Consider the following 23129-nt stretch of genomic DNA (forward strand, 5'->3'; position numbering starts at 1 on the left):
CGGGAATGGCGGCAGGGTGAGCTGACTCTGATCCAGGGGGAGCGGCCCTCGTTACTTGCTGGGGGATCTGCCACCCGCCACCGATTGAACCGCGCAGGCCATGGGCTGTGCCGGGTCAGCCTGGATGACTTTCAAGGAGGAAACATGGATCTGGAACAACTCAAACGGGAGCTGGATCGATTTGGCGAACAGCATGACGAGGCGCAGCCATCCCGGGGCAGCAAGATGCTCAACATCACCTGTGACACCGGCGAACTGCTGGCGCTGCTGGTACAGACGAGGGGCGCTCAGGCGGTGCTTGAGATAGGTACTTTAAACGGTTACTCCACCCTTTGGCTGGCCGAAGCGGTGAAGAGACTGGATGGCCGGGTCACCACCATAGAGCGGGATGAGAAGAAGATCTCTCTGGCAGAGGCCAACTTTCAGCGTGCGGGACTGAGCCCCTGGATCATCCTGCTGGCGGGGGAGGCCGGCAGCCTGTTACCCAGCCTGCCGACGGCGGGTTATCAGCTCATCTTCCTGGACTCTGATCGCCAGCACTATCAGGGATGGTGGCCCGAAATACGGCGCCTGCTTGCCCCTCGCGGCCTGCTGGTGGTGGACAATGCCATCTCCCATGAGAGCGAGATGCGGGACTGGATGGCGCAAGTGAGGCGCGATCCCGATTTTCTGACCTCGCTGGTGCCGGTGGGCAAGGGGGAGTTTCTGGTGGTGAGACGCTAGGGCGCATCACCGAGAGTCAGGCATATAAAAACAGCCCCGCGTTGGCGGGGCTGTTGCTTGGGGAGGCTTGGATGGCAGCTTAAACGGCCAGATAGTCCATTATCCCTTCGGCGGCCTTGCGGCCCTCGTAGATGGCAGTCACCACCAGATCCGAGCCGCGCACCGCATCGCCACCGGCAAACACCTTGGGATTGCTGGTCTGGAAGGCATGTTCGGCCTTCTCGGGGGCCTTGATGCGATCCCGGCTGTCGAGCTCGATACCGTGATCACGCATCCAGGGCTGGGGGTTGGGCTGGAAGCCGAACGCCATCACCACAGCATCGGCGGCCAGCACCTGTTCGGAGCCCTCGATCACCACAGGATTGCGACGACCGTTGGCATCGGGCGCACTGAGCTCGGTGCTCACTACCTTGATGCCGCAGGTGCGGCCCTGGCCGTCCAGCTCAACGCCGACGGGTTGGAGGTTGAACATGAATTCCACCCCTTCCTCCTGGGCGTTCTTCACCTCCCGCTTGGAGCCCGGCATGTTCTCGGCATCGCGGCGGTAGGCGCAGATCACCTTGTCGGCGCCCTGGCGGATGGCGGTGCGGACGCAGTCCATGGCGGTATCGCCGCCGCCCAGCACCACCACCTGCTTGCCGGCGAAGTCGATGTAATCGGCCTGCGCCTTCTCAAAGCCCAGCAAGCGGTTAGCGTTGGAGATGAGGTAGGGCAGGGCGTCGTAGACTCCCGGCGCCTCTTCGTTGGCAAAGCCGCCCTTCATGTACTTGTAGGTGCCGACCCCGAGGAAGACGGCATCGAACTCGCCGAGCAAGTCGGCGAAGGTGACGTCACGACCCACTTCGGTCTCGAGACGGAACTCCACCCCCATGCCCTCGAAGATCTCGCGACGACGTTGCATCACCTCTTTCTCAAGCTTGAAGGAGGGGATGCCGAAGGTCAGCAGGCCGCCGATCTCCGGGTACTTGTCGAACACCACAGGGGTGACGCCATTGCGCGCCAGCACGTCGGCACAGGCGAGGCCGGCGGGGCCGGCGCCGATGACGGCGACCCGCTTGCCGGTCTTCACCACCTTGGAGAGATCCGGGCGCCAGCCCATCTCGAACGCCTTGTCGGTGATGTATTTTTCGATGTTGCCTATGGTCACGGCGCCGAATCTGTCGTTGAGGGTGCAGGCACCCTCACAGAGTCTGTCTTGCGGGCAGACGCGGCCGCACACCTCCGGCAGGCTGTTGGTCTGGTGGGAAAGCTCCACCGCCTCCAGGATGCGCCCCTCGTTGGCCAGTTTCAGCCAGTTGGGGATGTAGTTGTGCACCGGGCACTTCCACTCGCAATAGGGGTTGCCGCAGTCGAGGCAGCGATCCGCCTGCATGCCGACCTGGGCCTGGTTGAAGGGCTCGTAGATCTCCACAAACTGGATCTTGCGGATCTTGAGCGGCTTCTTGGGCGGGTCGACCCGCTGGACATCGATAAACTGGAATACGTTCTGGCTCATAGGGTTCCCTCCTTATTGCGCCTGGATTCTGAGTTCTGCACTAGAGCGGCTGGTGTGGCCAAGCAGGGACTTGACGTCGCTGGACTTGGGCTTGATCAGCCTGAACTTGGGCACATAGGAGTCGAAGTTGGCCAGGATCTCCTCGGCGCGCGAGCTGCCTGTCTCGTTGAGGTGCGCCGTGATGATGCCGCGCAGGTGTTCCTGATGGATGGCAAGATCCGCCACGTCCAACAGTTCCACCAGCTCGGGGTTGGTGCGCTTGGCAAAGTTGCCGCACTCGTCGAGCACGTAGGCAAAGCCGCCTGTCATGCCCGCCGCGAAGTTGACGCCCGTGGTACCGAGTATGGTGACTATGCCGCCTGTCATATATTCACAGCCGTTGTCGCCTATCCCCTCGACCACCGCGAGGGCCCCTGAGTTGCGCACCGCGAAGCGCTCGCCCGCGGTACCTGCGGCGTAGAGCTTGCCGCCGGTGGCGCCATAGAGGCAGGTGTTGCCTATGATGGCCGCCTCATGGGACTTGAAGGCTACGCCGACATGGGGTTTGACCACCAGCTTGCCGCCGGTCATCCCCTTGCCCACGTAGTCGTTGGCGTCGCCGGTGAGTATCATCTCGAGGCCACCGGCGTTCCAGACGCCGAAGCTCTGGCCTGCGGTACCGTTGAAGTGGACCCGCACCGGATCGGCGGCCATGCCCTGGTTGCCGTGACGCTTGACGATCTCGCCGGAGAGGCGCGCACCCACAGAGCGGTCTGTGTTGCGGATGTCGTAGCGGAACTCGCCACCGCTCATGTTTTCCACCGCCTCCAGCAGGTCGTCCACCATTTTGAGGTTGAGCGGCCCCTTGTCGAAGGTCGGGTTGTGCTGCTGGCTGAACAGGCTGGAGCCTGCCGGTGCCACCGGGCTCGCCAGAATGCCGGAGAGATCCAGCTTGGCCTGGCGGGCGGTGAGGCCGGGCAGGGCTTCCAGCAGGTCGGTGCGACCGATGAGGTCGGTGAGCTGGGTGACGCCGAGCTCGGCCATCAGCTCGCGGGTCTCTTCGGCGATGAACTTGAAGTAGTTCATCACCATCTCCGGCAGGCCGGTGAAGTGCTCGCGGCGCAGCTTCTCATCCTGGGTGGCGACGCCGGTGGCGCAGTTGTTCAGGTGGCAGATGCGAAGGTATTTGCAGCCGAGCGCCACCATGGGGCCGGTGCCGAAACCGAAGCTCTCGGCGCCGAGGATGGCCGCCTTGATGATGTCCAGACCGGTCTTGAGACCGCCGTCCACCTGGAGGCGCACCTTGTGGCGCAGACCGTTGGCGACCAGGGCCTGTTGGGTCTCGGCCAGCCCCAACTCCCAGGGAGAGCCGGCGTATTTGACCGAACTCAGCGGGCTGGCGCCTGTGCCACCGTCATAACCGGAGACGGTGATGAAGTCCGCATAGGCCTTGGCCACGCCGCAGGCTATGGTGCCGACGCCGGGCTCGGAGACCAGCTTGACCGACACCAGGCAGTCCGGGTTGATCTGCTTGATGTCGAAGATGAGCTGAGCCAAGTCCTCGATGGAGTAGATGTCGTGGTGCGGCGGCGGTGAGATCAGGGTCACGCCGGGCACGGAATAACGCAGCTTGGCAATCTGGGCCGTCACCTTGTCACCGGGCAGCTGACCCCCTTCGCCGGGCTTGGCGCCCTGGGCCACCTTGATCTGCACCACGTCCGCGTTCATCAGGTAGTGGGGGGTGACGCCGAAGCGCCCCGAGGCCACCTGCTTGATGCGCGAATTCTTCTCGGTACCAAAGCGCTTGGGATCTTCACCGCCTTCGCCCGAGTTGCTCTGACCGCCGAGGCGGTTCATGGCTACCGCCAGCGCCTCGTGGGCCTCGGGGCCCAGCGCGCCTATGGACATGGCGGCGGAGTCGAAGCGGGGGAACAGCTTGGCGGCGGGCTCAACCTGCTCCAGCGCAACCGGCGTCGTTCCCTGCTTGAGGACGAGCAGATCGCGCAAGGTGGCGACGGGGCGCTCGTTCACGAGACGCGCGTACTTTTTGTAATCGGCGTAGTTGCCGGAGCGCACCGCCACTTGCAGGGTCTGCACCACGTCCGGGTTGTAGGTGTGGTACTCGCCGCCGTGGACGAATTTGAGCAGCCCGCCCTGAGTCAGTGGCTTGCGGCCGAGCCAGGCCTGACGGGCCAGGTTGACCTGATCCTGCTGGATGTCGGTAAAGTCGGCCCCCTGAATGCGGCTCGATACGCCGCGGAAGCAGAGCTCGACCACGGAGCTGGACAGACCCACGGCTTCGAACAGCTGGGAGCAGCGGTAGCTCGCGACCGTGCTGATGCCCATCTTGGACATCACCTTGTAGAGGCCCTTGTTGATGCCGTTGCGGTAGTTGAGCATGGCCTGGCGCAGGCTCATTTTCAGCACCCCCTCCTCGACCTGTTTGGCCAGGGTCTCGTAGGCGAGATAGGGGTAGATGGCGGTGGCGCCAAAGCCCAGCAGCACGGCGAAGTGGTGCGGGTCGCGCACGCTTGCGGTCTCCACCAGGATGTTGGCGTCGCAACGCAGGTTGTTGTCCACCAGGGTGCGTTGCACCGCCCCCACCGCCATGGCGGCCGGAATGGGCAGGGTGTCGGCACTGATGTCTCTGTCAGACAGCACCAGCAGTACGGTACCATTGCGGGCCTTGTCGGCCGCGTCGGCACAGAGCCGCTCCAGCGCTGCCTGCAGCCCCTCTTCGGGCTGGTAGTTGAGGCTCAGCACCGCATGACGGTAGTGCTCCCCTTCCAGTGCCAGCAGCTGGTGGAAGTCGGAGTAGAGCAGGATAGGCGACTGGAACAGCACTCGGTGGGCGTGGCCGAAGGTCTCGTTAAACACGTTCTGCTCGCGGCCGATACAGGTGGCCAGCGACATGACGTGGTTTTCCCGCAGCGGATCTATGGGCGGGTTGGTCACCTGGGCGAACATCTGGCGGAAGTAGTCGTACAGGGTACGCTGGCTGGAGGAGAGCACCGCCATCGGGGTGTCATCCCCCATGGAGCCTACCGCCTCCTGGCCGTTCTCGCCGAGCACGCGGATGATCTGATCCAGCTCCTCGTAGGAGTAGCCGAACAGTTTCTGATAGGTCTTGAGCTGATCGTCAGGGAGCTCGCGGGCGCCTGTGCTGGCGTCATCCATCTGCTCGAACGGCACCAGTCGCTTGCAGTGCTTGTCCATCCACTGCTTGTAGGTGTGGCGGCTCTTGAGATCGTCATCGATCTCGAAGCTGGTCCACACCTTGCCGTTGCTGGTATCCACCACGAACAGCTCGCCCGGGCCGACCCGGCCCTTCTCCAGCACTTCGTCCGGGGTGTAGTCCCAGGTGCCGACCTCAGACGCGAGCGTGATGAACTTGTCCTTGGTGATGACGTAGCGGGCCGGGCGCAGGCCGTTGCGGTCCAGCGCGCAAGTGGCGTAGCGGCCGTCGGTCATGACGATGCCGGCCGGGCCGTCCCAGGGCTCCATGTGCATGGAGTTGAAGTCATAGAAGGCGCGCAGGTCGTCATCCATGTTCGGGTGCTTCTGCCATGCAGGCGGGATCAGCAGGCGCATGGCGCGGAACAGGTCCATACCACCTGCCAGGAAGAGATCCAGCATGTTGTCGAGGCTGGAGGAATCCGACCCTGTGGTGTTGACGAAGGGGGCGGCCTCTTGCAGATCCGGGATCAGCGGAGTGGCGAACTTGTAGCTGCGCGCCTTGGCCCACTGGCGGTTGCCAGCAATGGTGTTGATCTCGCCGTTGTGGGCGAGGTAGCGGAATGGCTGCGCCAGTGGCCAGCGCGGGCTGGTGTTGGTGGAGAAACGCTGGTGGAACACGCAGATGGCTGCCTGCATGCGGATGTCGGCGAGATCCAGATAGAAACGCGGCAAATCCACCGGCATGCACAGTCCTTTATAGACGGTGACCAGGTTGGAGAGGCTGACCACATAGAAGTAGTCATCGCTGATGCGTTTCTCGATACGGCGGCGCACGATGTAGAGACGGCGCTCGAGATCCTTGTCGACCCAGCCTGGCGGCGCGTTGACAAAGACCTGTTCGATGCTGGGCAGGGAGGCCTTGGCGATGGGACCGAGCACATTGGTATCGATGGGCACCTTGCGCCATCCGACCAGACTCAAGGTCTCTCTTTCCAGCTCCTCGTCGATGATGTCGCGGGTCTGCTGGGCCAATACAGGATCCGGGTTGAGGAACAGCATGCCCACCGCATAGTTGCGGCCCAGGTGCCATCCCTTCTCTTCGGCGACAGCGCGATAGAAGCTGTCGGGTTTTTGCAGCAACAGGCCGCAGCCGTCGCCGGTCTTGCCGTCGGCGGAGATGCCGCCGCGGTGCTGCATGCGAGCCAAGGCTGACATCGCGAGACGGACAAGCTTGTGGCTGGCTTCCCCTTCCATGTGGGCCAACAGGCCGAAGCCACAGTTATCCCTCTCCAGCTTTGGATCATATAGTGACATTGCATTTCTCCCTTGCTCGGCCTTCCATCGCACTGTCATCAACAGATTGCATAAATTGCGATTGGCTCTTGTGGTTCCGTCCGCCTGAGGTGGCGAATCTCCAAACTAATGGGATTTTCGAGCAAGGTCAATTGGACATCCCGCTTGTTTGCAATGTTACACTGCCATAACAAAATGCGGGTTTCAGAGATGCAATTCGATTTTATCTATATAAAAAACTATTTATTTTATTTTTTAAAGTTTATTGGGCTAGTAATGGAGGGTTTGGTGGTTGACTGCTTCGCGTCACTGAACTGTAGTAATTTTACCAATCCATTCCGTCAGGGGTGGGCGGGGATCACATTTCAGGATCCTGCGTCTTGCATTTATTTGTATGCAGGCTATGGGAGATTTTTTCAGTACTAACAGCCGGTTAGAGGGGATGAATTGCTTCCGTTTTCCCTCTTTGTATGAGGCCTGTGGTTTCCAAAAGTAACCTTAAAATCCTGTCTGTGGGTATTTATCGCACGCAATGTGAATATTTATATGATTTTTGGCGGCAGGACAGCTTGATCCAGCTCAGTCTGACGTGGGGCCCGTGCCAGTACAATGACAGCTCATATTGGAGGTGTCATGCAGTTACACGAACTCATCAATACATTCGGCCAGGATCTAAAGCAGCGCCACGGCCAGAAGATCCACAAACTCTCCATCCACGGCGCCTTCACCTGCCCGAACCGGGACGGCACCCTGGGCCGCGGCGGCTGCACCTTCTGCAATGTCTCCTCTTTCGCCGACGAATCGACCCAGCAGCTTTCTGTGGTGCAACAACTGCTGGCACGCCGGGACGAAGTGACCCGTGCCAAGCGTTATCTTGCCTACTTTCAGGCCTATACCAGCACCTATGCCGAGGTGGAATACCTGCAACGCATGTATGAGGAGGCGTTGTCGGTCAGCGACATGGTGGGGCTCTGTGTCGGGACCCGGCCCGACTGCGTGCCGGATGCGGTGCTGGATCTGCTGGCGGGCTATCAGGCCCGTGGCTACGAGGTGTGGCTGGAGCTGGGGCTGCAAAGTGCAAGCGACAAGACGCTGCAGCGCATCAACCGGGGCCACGGCTACGCCGCCTATGCCGATGCGGTCGAGCGGGCCCATAGGCGCGGCATCAAGGTCTGTGCCCATCTGATAGTTGGGCTGCCCGGCGAGGTGCCCATGGATAGCCTGGAGACTCTGCATCGCATCGTTGCGACCGGGGTCGAGGGGATCAAGCTGCACCCGCTCCACGTGGTGGAGGGGAGCACCCTCGGCAAGGCGTGGCAGGCAGGGCGGCTGGAGGTGCTGACGCTGGAACACTATGTGGAGGCGGCGGTGGCCATGATCCAGCACACGCCCCCCGAGGTGGTCTATCACCGGATCTCGGCATCGGCGCGCCGTCCGACCCTGCTGGCCCCAGCCTGGTGCGAGAATCGCTGGACCGCCATGGCCGAGATTGCCGCTGAGCTGACTCGATCAGGACCCCAAGGGCATGCCCTGGGTCGACCCTTCTCGCTTGCACCTTTTAATGAGTGACGACTCTAATTTCATTAAAAAAACAGAGGGTTATTAGATGAAATTCAGTCTTTGCAGTATAGTTTCGTTCAAGTCGCCTTGATAAGATGGCCGGCTTGAAAAAGATATTGTTATCAATGACTCTTTAGTCATTAATAGACCGGGCAGGATATCTCGCACCCTTGCCGTCATCAGATGATGTGCGTGGCTCCTCTCTTTCCGGCTTGACGATGTGTGAGTCTGGCGATGACATTCGATGTCACTGCCCAGTGCGCTAATTGGGTTGTCGGTTCGCGATGATGGGATCTGCTCTGCATTCACAGGTCGCCACCAGGTTCCGGGTGATGATTTCCCTGCGACAACCGTCTGAATCATGTTTTGACAGGATGCTATGCAAGCAGAAACCAGCCATATAGATGAACTGTTGGAATGCCTGGTCTTTTTGACCCGTTTTTATGGCGTACCCAATAGTCAGGATGCCCTCACCACGGGCTTGCCACTGGTCTCGGGCCGTCTGAGTACGGCACTCTTCAGTCGCGCTGCCGAGCGTGGCGGTTTGTCCGCCCGTGAGGTGATCCAGCCACTCGAAAACATCTCTCCCCTGCTGCTGCCCTGCGTCTTGCAGACGCGCCATGGTGGTGCCTGCATCCTGCTGGAGTGGAACAAGGAGAGGAGCCAGGCCAAGGTCATCTTCCCCCAGGCCGGTGATGCGGCGCAGTGGGTCAGCACAGCCCAACTGGGCGACGAGTACAACGGCCGGCTGTTCTTCGTCAAGAAGCAGTTCAAGTTCGATGAACGTTCCCCCAAGGTGCTGGAGACCCGGGATGGCCACTGGTTCTGGAGCACGCTGTTTGAATCCCGCGGCATCTATCGCGATGTGCTGATTGCCTCCATCCTCATCAACCTCTTTGCGGTGGCCAGCCCCCTGTTCACCATGAATGTCTACGACAAGATAGTGCCCAACCTGGCGTTCGACTCCCTCTGGGTGCTAGCGGTGGGGGCCATGGTGGTGTTCACCTTTGACTTCGTGATGCGCCAGCTGCGCAGCTACTTCATCGACATTGCCGGCAAGAAATCGGACGTGCTGCTGTCGGCCAAGATCTTTGCCAAGGTGATGGGGATGAAGATGGAGTCCCGCCCGGCCTCGACGGGGGCGTTCGCCAAGCATCTGCAGGAGTTTGAATCGGTACGGGAGTTCTTCACCTCCGCCACCGTATCGACCCTGATTGATCTGCCGTTTGCGGTGTTCTTCCTCTTCATCATCTGGCTGTTTGCCGGCGTCATGGTGGTGGTGCCCATCGTCGCCATGCTGATCCTGGTGGCCTACAGCTTCTATATCCAGGCCCCCCTCAAGCAGTCCATCGAGGAGGGCTCCCGCCTGGCCTCCCAGAAGAACGCCAACCTGATCGAAAGCATCTCCGGCCTTGAGACCGTCAAGATCTTCGGCGCCGAGAGCATGTTCCAGCACCGCTGGGAGCAGGCGGTGTCCCACATCTCGACCTGGGGCGTGCAGACCCGTCGCATCACCAACTCCATGTCCTCTCTGGCGAGCTATATCCAGCAGGTGGTGACCGTGGGGCTGGTGATTGTCGGGGTCTACCAGATCTCCGAAGGGCTGGTGACCATGGGGGGCATGATCGCCGCCGTCATGCTGTCCAGCCGCGCCATCGCACCCATGGTGCAGCTCTCAGTGCTGTCGACCCGCTACAACCAGGCCAAGTCAGCCCTGGAGATCCTGGAGAAGATCATGATGACGCCGGGCGAGCAGGAGGAGGGCAAGCAATATATTCATCACCCCATCATCCAGGGCCGCATCGAGTTCGAAAACGTCTCCTTCAAATACCCGGGCATGGAAAGCAGCACCCTGCACAACATCAATCTGCGCATCGAGCCGGGGGAGAAGGTGGCCATCATAGGGCGGATCGGGGCGGGCAAGACCACCCTGGAGAAGCTGCTGATGGGGCTCTACCGACCGACGGACGGTCTGGTGCGCCTCGATGGCTTCGAGCTGGATCAGCTGCCACCGGCAGCCATTCGCCGCAACATCGGCTGTGTACCGCAGGATGTGACCCTCTTCTTTGGCTCGGTGCGAGACAACATCATGCTGGGCAACCCGCTGGTGGATGATGCCCGGGTCGTGCGTGCCGCCAAGCGGGCCGGCGTCACCAACTTCACCAATCGGGATCCCAATGGGCTGGACCGGCAGATCGGCGAGGGTGGGCGTCAGCTCTCAGGTGGTCAGCGTCAGGCCATTTTGCTGGCCCGTGCCCTGCTCAACGATCCGCCCATCCTGGTGATGGATGAACCAACGTCCAACATGGACAACCAGTCAGAGATGCATGTGAAGCAGGAGCTGGCCAGGCTGGGGCCCGAAACCACGCTGATCCTCATCACCCACAAGACCTCCATGCTGGACGTGGCCTCCCGGGTCATCGTCGTGGAGCAGGGGAAGATAGTGGCTGACGGCCCCAAGGAGACGGTGCTGCAACAACTGAAGGAAGGCAAGGTGCGGGTGCAGGAGATGGCCAATGGCTAACAACTGGTTCAAGAAAACGGCACCAGACACAGTGTTGCCCGCCCCCGAGCACCTCGAGTATGTCGACGACGGTGCCGCCGCCGTCTTGCTGAGCACGCCAACCCGCGCCAGGGTGCTGCTCTGGGCGTGTTTCCTGTTCTTCATGAGTGCCATCGTCTGGGCCGCCTGGGCCGAGCTGGACGAGGTCACCGTCGGTCAGGGCAAGGTCATTCCATCCCGCCAACTGCAAGTCATCCAGAACCTGGAAGGGGGGATCGTCAAGGAGATCTTCGTCAAGGAGGGGGACATAGTCGAGGAGGGGCAGCCGCTGCTGCGCATAGACGATACCCGCTTCAAGTCGGACTTTCGCGAGCGTGAGCAGGAGCTGGTGATCCTCAAGGGTGACATCGCCCGCCTGCGTGCCGAGATCCGCAGTGTGGTGGTCAAGAGAGAACCCAACCTAGGCTGGCGTGAGCAGGTGGTCATCGACAAGCAGCCCATCGTCTTCCCCGAGGGATTCGAGAACGTCTTTGCGGAATACGTGGCCCGTGAAAAGTCGGTACAGGACGAGCGGCTCAACAATCTGAACAACCAGCTCTACATTCTCGGTCAGCAGATCGAGCAGAAGGAGCAGGAGACCATAGAGCTCAATGCCAAGATCAGAACTGTGAGCCGTAGCGTGGATTTGGCACGCCAGGAGCTGAACATCAGCCGGCCGCTCGCAAAAGAGGGTATAGTACCTCAAGTGGAGCTAATTAAACTGGAGCGGCAAGTCAACGAGATGCAAGGAGAGCTGGAAGCCAACCGCTTGCTCATCCCCAAACTCAACTCAGTGCTGCGGGAGACCATCTCCAAGCGCAATGACATCGCCTTGAAGTTCAGAGCGGACTCCCAGACCGAGCTCAATGAACGCCAGGGTAAGCTGAGCCAGTTGTCAGAAGGCCAGGTCGGTCTGCGAGACAGGGTCGATCGTACCAGCGTGATTGCACCACTCAAGGGCACCATCAAGAAGCTCAAGATCAATACCCTGGGGGGGGTCGTGCAGCCGGGCATGGATCTGATGGAGATAGTGCCGCTGGAGGACACCCTGCTGGTGGAAGCCAAGGTATCACCCAAGGACATCGCCTTCCTGCGACCCGGGTTGGAGGCCGTGGTCAAGATAACCGCTTATGATTTCACTGTTTATGGAGGTTTACATGGCAAGGTTGAGCAGATAAGCGCCGACTCGATCCAGGATGAGGAGGGCAACTCCTTCTATCTGGTTCGGGTGCGTACCGAGAAGAGTTATCTGGGGGATGAGCTTAATGCGCTTCCCATCATCCCCGGTATGTTAGCCAGTGCAGATATTATTACTGGTAAAAAAAGTGTCTTAGACTATTTGCTCAAGCCCATTCTGCGGGCTAAGCAGTCTGCACTGAGAGAACGATAAGCCAACAATCTAAAAACAACATGACTGGAGATACCATGAAGAAGACGATTGTTGCCATGCTGGTTAGTGGCACCATGCTGTTCCCGGGCCTGAGCCAGGCACAAACACTGGAACAGTCAGTGGCACAGTCACTGGCTACCCATCCGAAAATCAAGGAAGCTTTTGATCTCTATCAGGCACGACTGTACCAGCATGATGGAGCCAAGGGCGGCTACTATCCCACCATAGATCTGCGTGGCGGCGTTGGTTACGAGAAGACCGACAGCCCCTCGACCCGTGCGGCGCCCGCCAACTCGCAGACGATCGATGACTCCATGACTCGTAAAGAGGCCGGGATCAGCCTGCGCCAGATGCTGTTTGACGGCTTTGATGTCAGCAGCAACGTGGCACGGACCGATGCCGCCGCCCAGGCCCAGCGTCTGGCCATGATCTCCGAAGCGGAGAACACGGCGCTGCGGGTGGCCGAGGTGTACCTCAACATGCTGCGTCAGCAGGAGATCCTGGAGTTGTCCAAGCAGAACCTGGAAACCCACGAGCAGATCCGCAGTGACATCCGGAAACGGACAGATTCTGGCCTGGGTTCGACGGCGGACCAGACCCAGATCGATGGTCGTGTGGCTCGGGCCTACTCCAACCAGGCTGCCGCGGAGAACAACTACCGGGATGCCGAGAGCGAGTTCATCCGAGTCGTGAATGAGGTGCCCAAGGATCTGGTGCAACCGGCCCCCAACAGCCAGTTGATCCCCGCCACCTTGGAGGATGCGCTGAAGACGGCCACCGAGGTTCACCCGACCCTGTTGTCCTCCCTGCAAGACATCGAAGAGGCCAAGTATCAGCATGAAGGCTCCAAGTCCGGGTTCTACCCGAACGTGGCCTTCGAGGTGGATCAGAACTGGAACGAGGACATCGATGCGGTCAAGGGGCGCAACGACGATCTCACAGCCATGGTCCGGATGCGTTACAACCTGTTCCGTGGCGGCTCCGATCTGGCCGAAAGCAAGGCCACCTCGGCACTCTACTCCCAGGCAAAAGACATTCACCTGAATGCCTTCCGTCAGGTGGAAGAGGGGACCCGCCTCGCCTGGAATGCCAAGGAGTCGCTTGCCAAGCAGAAAGTCTTCCTGAAAGAGCACGTGGACGCCAGCTACGATACCGTGCAGGCGTACAAGAAGCAGTTTGGTCTGGGACAACGGACCTTGCTGGACGTGCTGAACACGGAGAACGAACTGTTCGAGGCGCGTCGCAGCTACATCACGGCCGAGTATGATTCCCTGCTGGCGGATTACCGTATCCTCAATGCCACCGGGGGACTGCTCAATGCCATGAACGTACAGCAACCGGCAGATTGGCAGGCCAACAATAACTGATGCTCATCGTGCTGATGCCATATCAGTCAGAAAAAATGGCTGCAGCTTGCTGCAGTCATTCTTTTATGTATTTGGCTTTCAACTGAAGATTGCGATGGAATGCCGCAGGGGAAACATGTGACATCGTGGTGCAAGGCAGGGAGCCGCGGGCTCTTCTGGCCAGCATGGCTCATCCGCCCCGTGCAGCGTTGGCGGCTCCAGCTGTTGTGGCTGGTGCTGCTGTCTATTCCTCTGTTGCTCAGCGCGAGCCAGCCCTTGTCGTCGGAAGATCTGAAGCTGGTCAAGCGGGCGGAGGAGACCTATGGCCCTCGTGCAGGCAAGCGGGTCACCAGCTGGCGCACGCTGGCCATGCAGAACCGGGCTGCGGGTCTGACGGAGCGGCAGAAGCTGGAGAAGGTGAACCAGTTTTTCAATCAGATGCGATTTATCGATGACATCAAGCTGTGGCACAAGAAGGATTACTGGGCGACCCCGCTGGAGTTTTTGGGGGCGGCAGGCGGAGATTGTGAAGACTTCAGCATTTCCAAATATTTTACGCTGCTGGAACTTGGCATCCCCGATGAAAAAATGCGGATGGTATATGTCAAGGCATTGGATTATAACCAGTTTCATATGGTTGTTGCCTATTATGAGACGCCCGCCTCAGTGCCTCTCATTCTGGACAATCTTGTCGGCGCCATTCGTCCGGCCAGTCAGCGGGCGGATCTGATGCCAATTTACAGCTTTAACGGTAGTCACTTGTGGTTGATGAAGGCGCGTGGTCAAGGGGAACTGGCCGGGCAATCATCCCGCTTGGGATTATGGACGGACTTACGCAATCGCATGACTTCAGGGCGATTGGCTCGGCCTGTGGTGAATTTGGATGATTAACCTATGACGCTCTACAGACAACTATTGGCAACCATGCTGTTATTGTTCGGATTGCTGTTTGCCGCCACCTACTGGGTACAGTTCAATTCGACCCGCAACTATCTGGCGCAGCAGCAGGAGACCACAGTCATCAACACCTCTACATCCCTGGGTCTGGCGTTGACGCCTTATCTGGAGAACGGGGACAAGGTGAGTGCCGAATCCGTCATGAAGGCCGTGTTTGACGGTGGCTATTATCGACTGGTCCGCCTGGATCTGCTGGCTTCCAAGGATGTCATCGAACTGGAAAACAGCAGCAACATTCAGGGTGTGCCGCAGTGGTTCATCGGGCTGGGCCTCTTCCCTGAGGTATCCAACGAATCCATTTTGACCTCGGGCTGGTTGCAATTGGGCAAGCTGAAGATCGTGGGCCATCCGGGACAGGCCTACTACGAGCTCTGGAAGGGGATGAGCGAGCTGGCGACCTGGTTCCTGGTGGGCTTCCTGGTCACCACCATACTGCTGATGCGGGCACTCAATTACCTGCTCAAACCACTCAAGCTCATCTGTGAGCAGGCGGTCGAGATTGAGTTGCACCATTTCGGGCACACCATTCCCGAGCCCAGGAGCCGCGAATTGAAACAGGTGGTGCAGGCCATCAACACCCTCTCGAGCAAGCTGGCGGTGCAGTTCAAGGAGCAGGCCGATGAAGCCGAGAATCTGCGCGCCCGCGTCTATGTGGATGCGGTCTCCGGACTCGGTAACCGCTCTTACTTCGTGGGACAGGTCAATGCCTGGATCGCCGAGGCGGGACAGGGGGGCGTCATGCTGGTGGCCGTCGACATGCTGGACGATCTCTATCGCGAGGAAGGCTATGCCGCGCGAGACAACATGGTCAAATCCATCGCACAGGTGCTCAGGGAGTTGCTGGACGGTTGGGATGGTGCGGCGCTGGCCCGGATCTCGGCCACCGAATACGCCTTGCTCTGCCCCACCGATGATCTGTCGCAGCTCAAGGAGCTGGCTGAGCTTATCAATAGCCGTATCGCCGATCTGGTGGTCAATCCCATGGGTGAGAGCGGTGCGCTCTCCGTGGTCGGGATCGCCGGTCGTGATGGCGATGATGACCTCTCTGCCCTGCTGACCAAGGCGGACAATGCGCTGGGCAAGGCGCGCAACGAGCGACGGGGTGCCGTCGTCATGGAAGGTGGCTCGGATCAGGGATTGATGGGGCGTCTGGCCTGGCGTGATCTGGTACAGGATGCAATGGCCCGAAACCTGTGGCGCTTCAAGGCGCAGCCAGCCTGTCGCTTCGATGATGGCACGCGCCTGCATGCCGAGCTGTTCGCTTCCATCTCGCGCGATGGAACCGACTACTTTGCTGGCCAGTTCTTGCCGGCCATCGAGCAGTTCCAGATGGGGTCCGAGTTTGACAAGGCCGTACTGGAAGCCTGCGTGCCCTTGTTCAGGCAGCAGCCCGAGCTGGTGCTGGCGGTCAACATCACCGCAGGGTCGCTCTGCTCGGATGAGTTCCTGACCTGGCTGAGAGGCTATCTGGCCGTGAACGGCGAGTTGAAGGAGAGACTGCTGTTCGAGATCCCCGAGGCCGCCATCATGAAACACAAGCAGCATGTGACCAACCTGGTCGAGGTGCTGCGAGAGCAGGGCTTCCTGTGGGGGGTCGATCACTATGGTCGCCACTTCCAGTCCCTCGGGTATCTGGAGGAGCTGGCTCCTGCCTACGTCAAGGTGGATCATGGCTATACCAGCCAGGTCATGGAGCCGGGAGCCGATACCTCCTTCCTGGCTGCGGTCTGCCGGGCGGCTCACAATGCGGGCGTCACGACCATCGCCACCCGAGTGGAAGATCAGCAGCAGGTCGAGGTGCTGGCCAGTCTGCACATAGACGGTTATCAGGGCTTCGTTCATCCGGCATTCCCACTGCCGTGAGTCATGTAATCACATTGAAAAGGGCCCAATGCGGGCCCTTTTTTATATCCATTTAGAATATATGAAGGTGTCTTTCTGCTATGAGCACGCAGAAGGGCTGAAAGGTGTGTTGTTAATTTATTGATTTTAATCTGTAAAAAATATTCGTTCGATTCGCTGCATCGGATGAAGCCAAACAGATTCAATGTTGTACATTTTTGCAACTGAAGCTCGATGGGCGCGCATCTAGAGTGCATGCATCAAGATCTGTCACCCTGGAGCAATGGATATGCGCACCCAAATCATCGACAAAACCGTCATCGTCTCTTCCGTGGAAGGCAATGTTCAGATCCTGCTTGCCGATGGCAGCAGCCGTCCTCTCCAGCCTGGTGAGATACTGCAGCCTGGAGCCAAGCTCAATATTGCCGACGATGCGAAATTGATGTTGGCACCCTACGATGACAACCCTGGGCAGGCCGCAGCCGCCCCCGCCGAGACAGATATACCGGCCGAAGGGCAACCCTCATCATCGGCCGAGAACAGCAACCTCCCTCCAGAAATTGCGGCCTTGCAAGAATCCATCCTGCAAGGGGTCGACCCGACCAAGAACTTTGAAGCCGCCGCAGCCGGCGGGGCGCCTGCCGCAGGTGGGGGGGGTGGCATCGGCGGAGTCGCGGGTGCCAGTGGCAACGGCGGCTTTGTCACAATAGAACGGACTGGTGATGAGACCATAGCCGAGGCTGGATTCGATACCAGCTATGACACCTTGCCTGAGCAGAATGAGCTGCAGGAAGACGATCTTCTGCCAGAGAATGAGCTCGATGATCTGGATGAATCTGCCGTTACCCAGGAAGACCAAGCCATCAGTGGCAACCTGCTGATCAACAGCAGCAACTCTGATGGTCCTCTCGACGCGTCCATTGTCTCCTATAGCTGGGGCAGCAACATCGGCATTCTGGCCGGTGTCGAGAGCTCATTGGACGGGATAGGCACCCTCATCATCAATGCCGACGGCTCCTACACCTTTACCCCGGCACTCAACTACACAGGCCCAGTGCCGCCAGCCAACTACATAGTGACCGATGGCGAAGACACGAATAGCTCCACTCTGACCATTACCATTACCCCTGTGGATGAGACAGTCTCCTTGGGAGGGCTGCAGGTCGAAGGGGGCGAGCTTGTTCTGAATGAAGCTGCATTGGCCGATGGCAGCAGCCCGGATGCTGCAGGCCTGACCAAGAGTGGCGCCTTCACCTTCAATGCGGCAGATGGCATCCAGAGCCTGGCTCTGGGTGGCGTGGTACTCATCAGTAACGGTCAGGTCATCAGCAGTTTCCCGCAGGCGATCCCGAGCCCTCTGGGCAACCAGCTGTTGGTGACAGGCATCAGCTACAACCCGGTGACCGGCGCCGGCACGGTGACTTACAGCTACACCCTGAGCGATAACGAGGCTCACACTCAGCCTGCCAATGACACAGCCCTGACCGAAAGTTTCAACGTCGCGCTGACGGACAGCGACGGTGACAGCACCAGCGCCAGTCTGGATGTGGTGATACTGGATGACGTGCCCAGCGTGCGCCTGCTCCCTGGGGCCGGTGAGCTAGGTGTGATCAGCGTGGATGAGAGCTTGCCTGCCTTGGATGGTGCAGACAGCGATGGCATAGGCAGTGCGACTTTGGCGGCAGCCGTGGTGCAAGCCCAGTTCAGCCATGCCTTCGGCGCGGATGGTGCCGGCAATATCGGCTACAGCCTGGCCCTCACTGGCAGCAATGTGGCGAGCGGCCTCTATGCGGTGGATCCGCTGGCTGCCAATGGCCAGGGCGCGCAGATCCTGCTCAACCAGGTGGGCAATGTCATCACCGGCAGCGCCAACGGGGTGAGCTACTTCACCCTCACCATCGATCCGGCCACCGGCGCCGTGACCCTGAACCTTTTGGACAATGTCTGGCACGGCAATACCGGCAGCCATGATGACAGCGTCAGCCTGACGTTGAACAGCGGCGTGCTGACCCTGGTGCAGACCGTCACCGATGCCGATGGCGACAGCGCCAAGGCCAGCATCGATCTGGGGGCTGGCGGCGTGTTCCGCTTCGAGGATGATGGTCCGACCGCAGGACTGGCCGTCGAGGCTCCGAGTCTGGGGTCGGTGAAGGTGGATGAGAGCCTGCCGGCACTGGGCGGCGTGGGCGGTGACGGTATCGCCAGCGCCACCCTGACGGCGGGCACGGTGCAAGCCCAGTTCAGCCACGCCTTCGGCGCAGACGGGGCGGGCAACATCGGCTACAACCTGGCCCTCACTGGCAGCAATGTGGCGAGCGGCCTCTATGCAGTTGATCCGCTGGCTGCCAATGGCCAGGGCGCGCAGATCCTGCTCAACCAGGTAGGCAATGTCATCACCGGCAGCGCCAACGGAGTGAACTACTTCACCCTCACCATAAATCCGGCCACCGGCGCCGTGACCCTGAACCTGCTGGACAATGTCTGGCACGGCAATACCGGCAGCCATGATGACAGCGTCAGCCTGACCCTGAACAGCGGCGTGCTGACCCTGGTGCAGACCGTCACCGATGCCGATGGCGACAGTGCCAAGGCCAGCATCGATCTGGGGACCGGCGGCGTGTTCCGCTTCGAGGACGATGGTCCGACCGCAGGGCTGGCCACTCAGGCTCCGAGTCTGGGGTCGGTGAAGGTGGACGAGAGTCTGCCGGCGCTGGGCGGCGTGGGCGGTGACGGTATCGTCAGCGCCACCCTGGCGGCGGGCACGGTGCAAGCCCAGTTCAGCCATGCGTTCGGTGCGGACGGGGCGGGTAATATCGGCTACAACCTGGCCCTCACTGGCAGCAATGTGGCGAGCGGCCTCTATGCAGTGGATCCGCTGGCCGCCAATGGCCAGGGCGCGCAGATCCTGCTCAACCAAGTGGGGAATGTCATCACCGGCAGCGCCAACGGGGTGAACTACTTCACCCTCACCATAAATCCGGCCACCGGTGCCGTGACCCTGAACCTGCTGGACAATGTCTGGCACGGCAATACCGGCAGCCATGATGACAGCGTCAGCCTGACCCTGAACAGCGGCGTGCTGACCCTGGTGCAGACCGTCACCGATGCCGATGGCGACAGCGCCAAGGCCAGCATCGATCTGGGGACCGGCGGCGTGTTCCGCTTCGAGGACGATGGCCCGACCGCAGGGCTGGCCGTCGAGGCCCCGAGTCTGGGGTCGGTGAAGGTGGATGAGAGCCTGTCGGCGCTGGGCGGCGTGGGCGGTGACGGTATCGCCAGCGCCACCCTGGCGGCGGGCACGGTACAAGCCCAGTTCAGTCATGCCTTCGGCGCAGACGGGGCGGGCAACATCGGCTACAACCTGGCCCTCACTGGCAGCAATGTGGCGAGCGGCCTCTATGCGGTCAATCCGCTGGCCGCCAATGGCCAGGGCGCGCAGATCCTGCTCAACCAGGTAGGCAATGTCATCACCGGCAGCGCCAACGGAGTGAACTACTTCACCCTCACCATCGATCCAGCCACCGGCGCCGTGACCCTGAACCTGCTGGACAATGTCTGGCACGGCAATACCGGCAGCCATGATGACAGCGTCAGCCTGACCCTGAACAGCGGCGTGCTGACCCTGGTGCAGACCGTCACCGATGCCGATGGCGACAGCGCCAAGGCCAGCATCGATCTGGGGACCGGCGGCGTGTTCCGCTTCGAGGACGATGGCCCTGTGCAGTCTGGCAACGGGCAAGGCCCCACTGTGCATGGCTCGGTACAGGAGGATGCCCTGACGCTAGCCGGTGGTGCTCCCCATGAGGGCAACCATGAAGGGCCCGGGCAGACCACCACGGCCAGCGATACCTCGGGCAGCCTGAACACCCTGGTGGCGTTTGGTGCAGATGGTCCCGGGACATTCAGTCTGTCCAACAACGTCAGTTCGCTGGTCTCACAAGGGTTGAGCAGCGGTGGCGTGGGGCTGAGTTACAACGTGGTGGGTAATGTGCTGACTGCCAGCGCGGGTGGCACAGTGATCTTTACCCTGACGGTGGCTGCCGATGGCGACTATTCCTTCACCCTGAAGGGACCGCTGGATCATCCTGTCAAGGAAGGGTTGCCGAATGGCGATAATGAGTTGCTGCCGGTACCGATTGACTTCTCGGGTGTGTTGGTTGCTACCGATGGGGACGGTGATCGAGTCCAGGGCTTCACGAAAGGGTCATTCGTCATCGATGTGCAGGATGATATTCCTGTAGCCCAAGATGACTACGCTACCGTGCTTGCCGGTCAGTCTCAGAACATCAATATGGTATTCGTGCTCGACTTCAGCGGCAGTATCGACAACAACGAACTGAACATCATGCTGGATGCAGTACGTACCGCAGGGCAGGCGTTGTTCAATACCTCTGGCGGCCAGGTCAAGATCCAGATAGTGGCATTTTCCGGCGACTCCATCGCGTATTTGCCAGCCGACAATATTACCGCGTTCACTAATCTGGTGAACTCACTGAACCCGCAAGAGCCTGGCGGTGCTCGTCCATTCAACGGTGGTACCGACTTTACCGATGCCATTCAGGAGACCATTGCTTCCTATACCCCGATCTCGGGGTGGAACAATCAGGTGGTCTTCATCAGCGATGGTAACCCCAACGAACAAACTGGTCCTGGCGACACTTCGCTCACCAGCCCTGTGGCAACCAGTTGGAATAACTTCGTCGATAACAACGGGATCACTGTCACCACCATAGGTATTGGCAATGGCATCATCGATGCCCGTCTGCAAGATATCGACGTGGATGCCGGGCCGAACAACACGCCGCTGCGGGTAAATAACTTCAGTGATCTGGTCAACACCCTGCTCAATCAGGTCATTGGTGGTCTGGTGCAAGGCAACGTACTCAACGGCTCCAACAATGTCGTAGGTGGTGGGGACGATGATGCCTATGGCGCTGATGGTCCAGGTTATATCCAGTCCATCAAGATTGGCGCGACCACTTACAGTTGGGACGGGGTGCTCGATGGCGATCAGCAGCTGACGGCTGTCACTACCCCCGCGGGTGGCAAGCTGAGCTTCAACTTCTCCACAGGGGCATGGAGTTATCAGGCTCCCGCCAATGTGAATGGCGATCTGACCGAGGACTTCCAATACACCCTCATCGACAAGGACGGCGATCCGGCCACGGCCACTCTGCATCTCTATGTCGAAGATGTGGGCTCGGTGGAGGGGTATGTCGATGAGGATGAGTTGCCAACTGGCCTCACCGATAGTGACAGCGTCACCAATAGCGTCAGTGGTTCTGTTGCCCCCTTGATTGTTGGCCCGGACAATTCCGCGACCATCAGCCTCAACACTAATACCAGTGGTGTGACCCCGGCCAGTTCGGGTGGCGTGGCGCTGGTCTATACGGTAGTGGGTGATACCCTGACTGCCACCGCCAATGAGGCGATTGTGTTCACGCTCCAGGTTGGTTCAAATGGCAGCTATCAGTTCAACCTGGTCAAGTCGTTGGATCATCCGCAGGGTAACAGCGATGACAACGAACTGCTGACCCTGGACTTCACCAGCATCCTGAAGGCCACCGGCGGCAGTGGCACTTTGGCCGGCAGCTTCCTCATTCATGTGGAAGATGATGTGCCCAAGGCGAACGATGAAAACGGCGGCACCGTCACCGAAGACGTGGCAGGGAGCCTTGGCGGCAACGTGCTGAGCAACGACACCTCCGGTGCCGATACGCCGGCTGCGTTCGTGGGCTGGAGTGCCACCGGGCACAACAACAGTGCCTCGGTCACGGCCCTGAGCACCTACGGTACCTTCGTCCAGAACGGCGACGGGAGCTGGACGTATGCGCTGGACAACAGCCGCCCGGCGACCCAGGCGCTGACGGCGGCGTTCAACCAGAGCTACGACGTCTGGTACACCATGAAGGACGCGGACGGGGACGAGAGCATCGCCAAGCTGACCATCACGGTCAAGGGTGCGAACGACAGCCAGACCGTCACCGTCCAGGCGGCAGGCGGAGCGACCACGACTGTCTATGAAACTGCGTTGGTTGATGGTCGTACTGAACTGTCCGACCCGGCCGTGAACAGCGATACACGAGAAGTGGTCAGCGGTACCTTCCAGGTATCTGCCACAGACGGTGTAGCCAGCGTGACGGTGCTGGGCCAGACCTTTGTGCCCGGCGGCCCACTGCCGCAAGACATCAGCACCGGTTACGGCCTGCTCGATATCACCAGCTTTGTGCTGGCGGCAGATGGCAAGAGTGCGACGGTGGGGTACACCTATACCTTGTCCGACAACGTACTCACCCCGCCGGCAGCCATTGGTCATTTCGATGACATTGGCAATGGCATCACGGTGACTGGGGTGAGTGGAGTCAGCTCGGCCTCGGTGGACCTGCAGATCCGTATCATTGACGATACGCCGCTGGCGGCCAATGACGCGGGTGGCACCGTGACGGAGGACGGGGCCGGGAGTCTGAGCGGCAACGTGTTGAGCAATGACGCAGTCGGTGCTGACAAGTCGGCGGTGTTCGTCAGTTGGGCTGCCGATGCTGCGGCGGTCGCGGCACTGAACAACTACGGTACCCTGGTGCGTGACCCGAACACCGGTGATTGGAGCTATGTCTTGGACAACAGCCGCCCGGCTACCCAGGCGCTGGGGGCATCCTTCAATCAGACCTACACCCTGAACTACACCATGGCGGATGCGGATGGTGACCAGAGCACAGCCACGCTGACCATTACCGTCAAGGGAGCGGACGACAGCCAGACCGTCACCGTCCAGGCGGCAGGCGGAGCGACCACGACTGTCTATGAAACTGCGTTGGTTGATGGTCG

Annotated in this window: 10 protein-coding genes; 8 read left to right on the forward strand and 2 right to left on the reverse strand. The window is 60.1% G+C overall.

Going from position 1 to position 23129, the window contains the following annotated elements; genetic code table 11:
• The first annotated feature begins 144 nt into the window (after window positions 1–144).
• Window positions 145–723 (forward strand): O-methyltransferase, encoded by a 579-nt coding sequence (locus tag ACB030_RS16990; protein WP_371161415.1) that lies wholly within the window; start codon window positions 145–147, stop codon window positions 721–723.
• 79 nt (window positions 724–802) lie between these two features.
• Here the strand turns inward: ACB030_RS16990 and ACB030_RS16995 are convergent, their stop codons facing one another.
• Window positions 803–2218, reverse strand: coding sequence for an FAD-dependent oxidoreductase (locus tag ACB030_RS16995; protein WP_371161417.1), 1416 nt, complete (start codon window positions 2216–2218; stop codon window positions 803–805).
• A 12-nt stretch (window positions 2219–2230) separates the two neighbouring features.
• On the reverse strand, window positions 2231–6688 hold the full coding sequence (gene gltB / locus ACB030_RS17000) for a glutamate synthase large subunit (RefSeq protein WP_371161419.1): 4458 nt from the start codon (window positions 6686–6688) through the stop codon (window positions 2231–2233).
• Window positions 6689–7300: 612 nt separating this feature from the next.
• Between gltB and ACB030_RS17005 the strand changes: the two genes are divergently transcribed.
• From ACB030_RS17005 to ACB030_RS17035, 7 genes are all read left to right on the forward strand, one after another.
• On the forward strand, window positions 7301–8236 hold the full coding sequence (locus ACB030_RS17005) for a TIGR01212 family radical SAM protein (protein WP_371161421.1): 936 nt from the start codon (window positions 7301–7303) through the stop codon (window positions 8234–8236).
• Window positions 8237–8606: 370 nt separating this feature from the next.
• A complete protein-coding gene (locus ACB030_RS17010) occupies window positions 8607–10751 on the forward strand; it encodes a type I secretion system permease/ATPase (RefSeq protein ID WP_371161423.1) in 2145 nt (714 codons plus the stop codon).
• Window positions 10744–12159, forward strand: a complete 1416-nt coding sequence (locus tag ACB030_RS17015; protein WP_205641993.1) for an HlyD family type I secretion periplasmic adaptor subunit — start codon at window positions 10744–10746, stop codon at window positions 12157–12159. Before ACB030_RS17010 ends, ACB030_RS17015 begins: the two co-directional genes overlap by 8 nt.
• Before the next feature lie 35 nt (window positions 12160–12194).
• A complete protein-coding gene (locus tag ACB030_RS17020) occupies window positions 12195–13526 on the forward strand; it encodes a TolC family outer membrane protein (RefSeq protein WP_371161425.1) in 1332 nt (443 codons plus the stop codon).
• A gap of 99 nt (window positions 13527–13625) precedes the next feature.
• Window positions 13626–14396, forward strand: a complete 771-nt coding sequence (locus ACB030_RS17025; RefSeq protein ID WP_371161427.1) for a transglutaminase-like cysteine peptidase — start codon at window positions 13626–13628, stop codon at window positions 14394–14396.
• A gap of 3 nt (window positions 14397–14399) precedes the next feature.
• Window positions 14400–16325: an EAL domain-containing protein gene (locus ACB030_RS17030; RefSeq protein ID WP_371161429.1), complete on the forward strand. Its 1926-nt coding sequence runs from the start codon at window positions 14400–14402 to the stop codon at window positions 16323–16325.
• 268 nt (window positions 16326–16593) lie between these two features.
• The coding region (locus tag ACB030_RS17035) for a retention module-containing protein (protein ID WP_371161431.1) at window positions 16594–23129 on the forward strand (6536 nt) is incomplete at its 3' end.

The organism is Aeromonas sp. S16(2024) (assembly GCF_041403065.1).
Classification (GTDB): Bacteria; Pseudomonadota; Gammaproteobacteria; order Enterobacterales; family Aeromonadaceae; genus Aeromonas.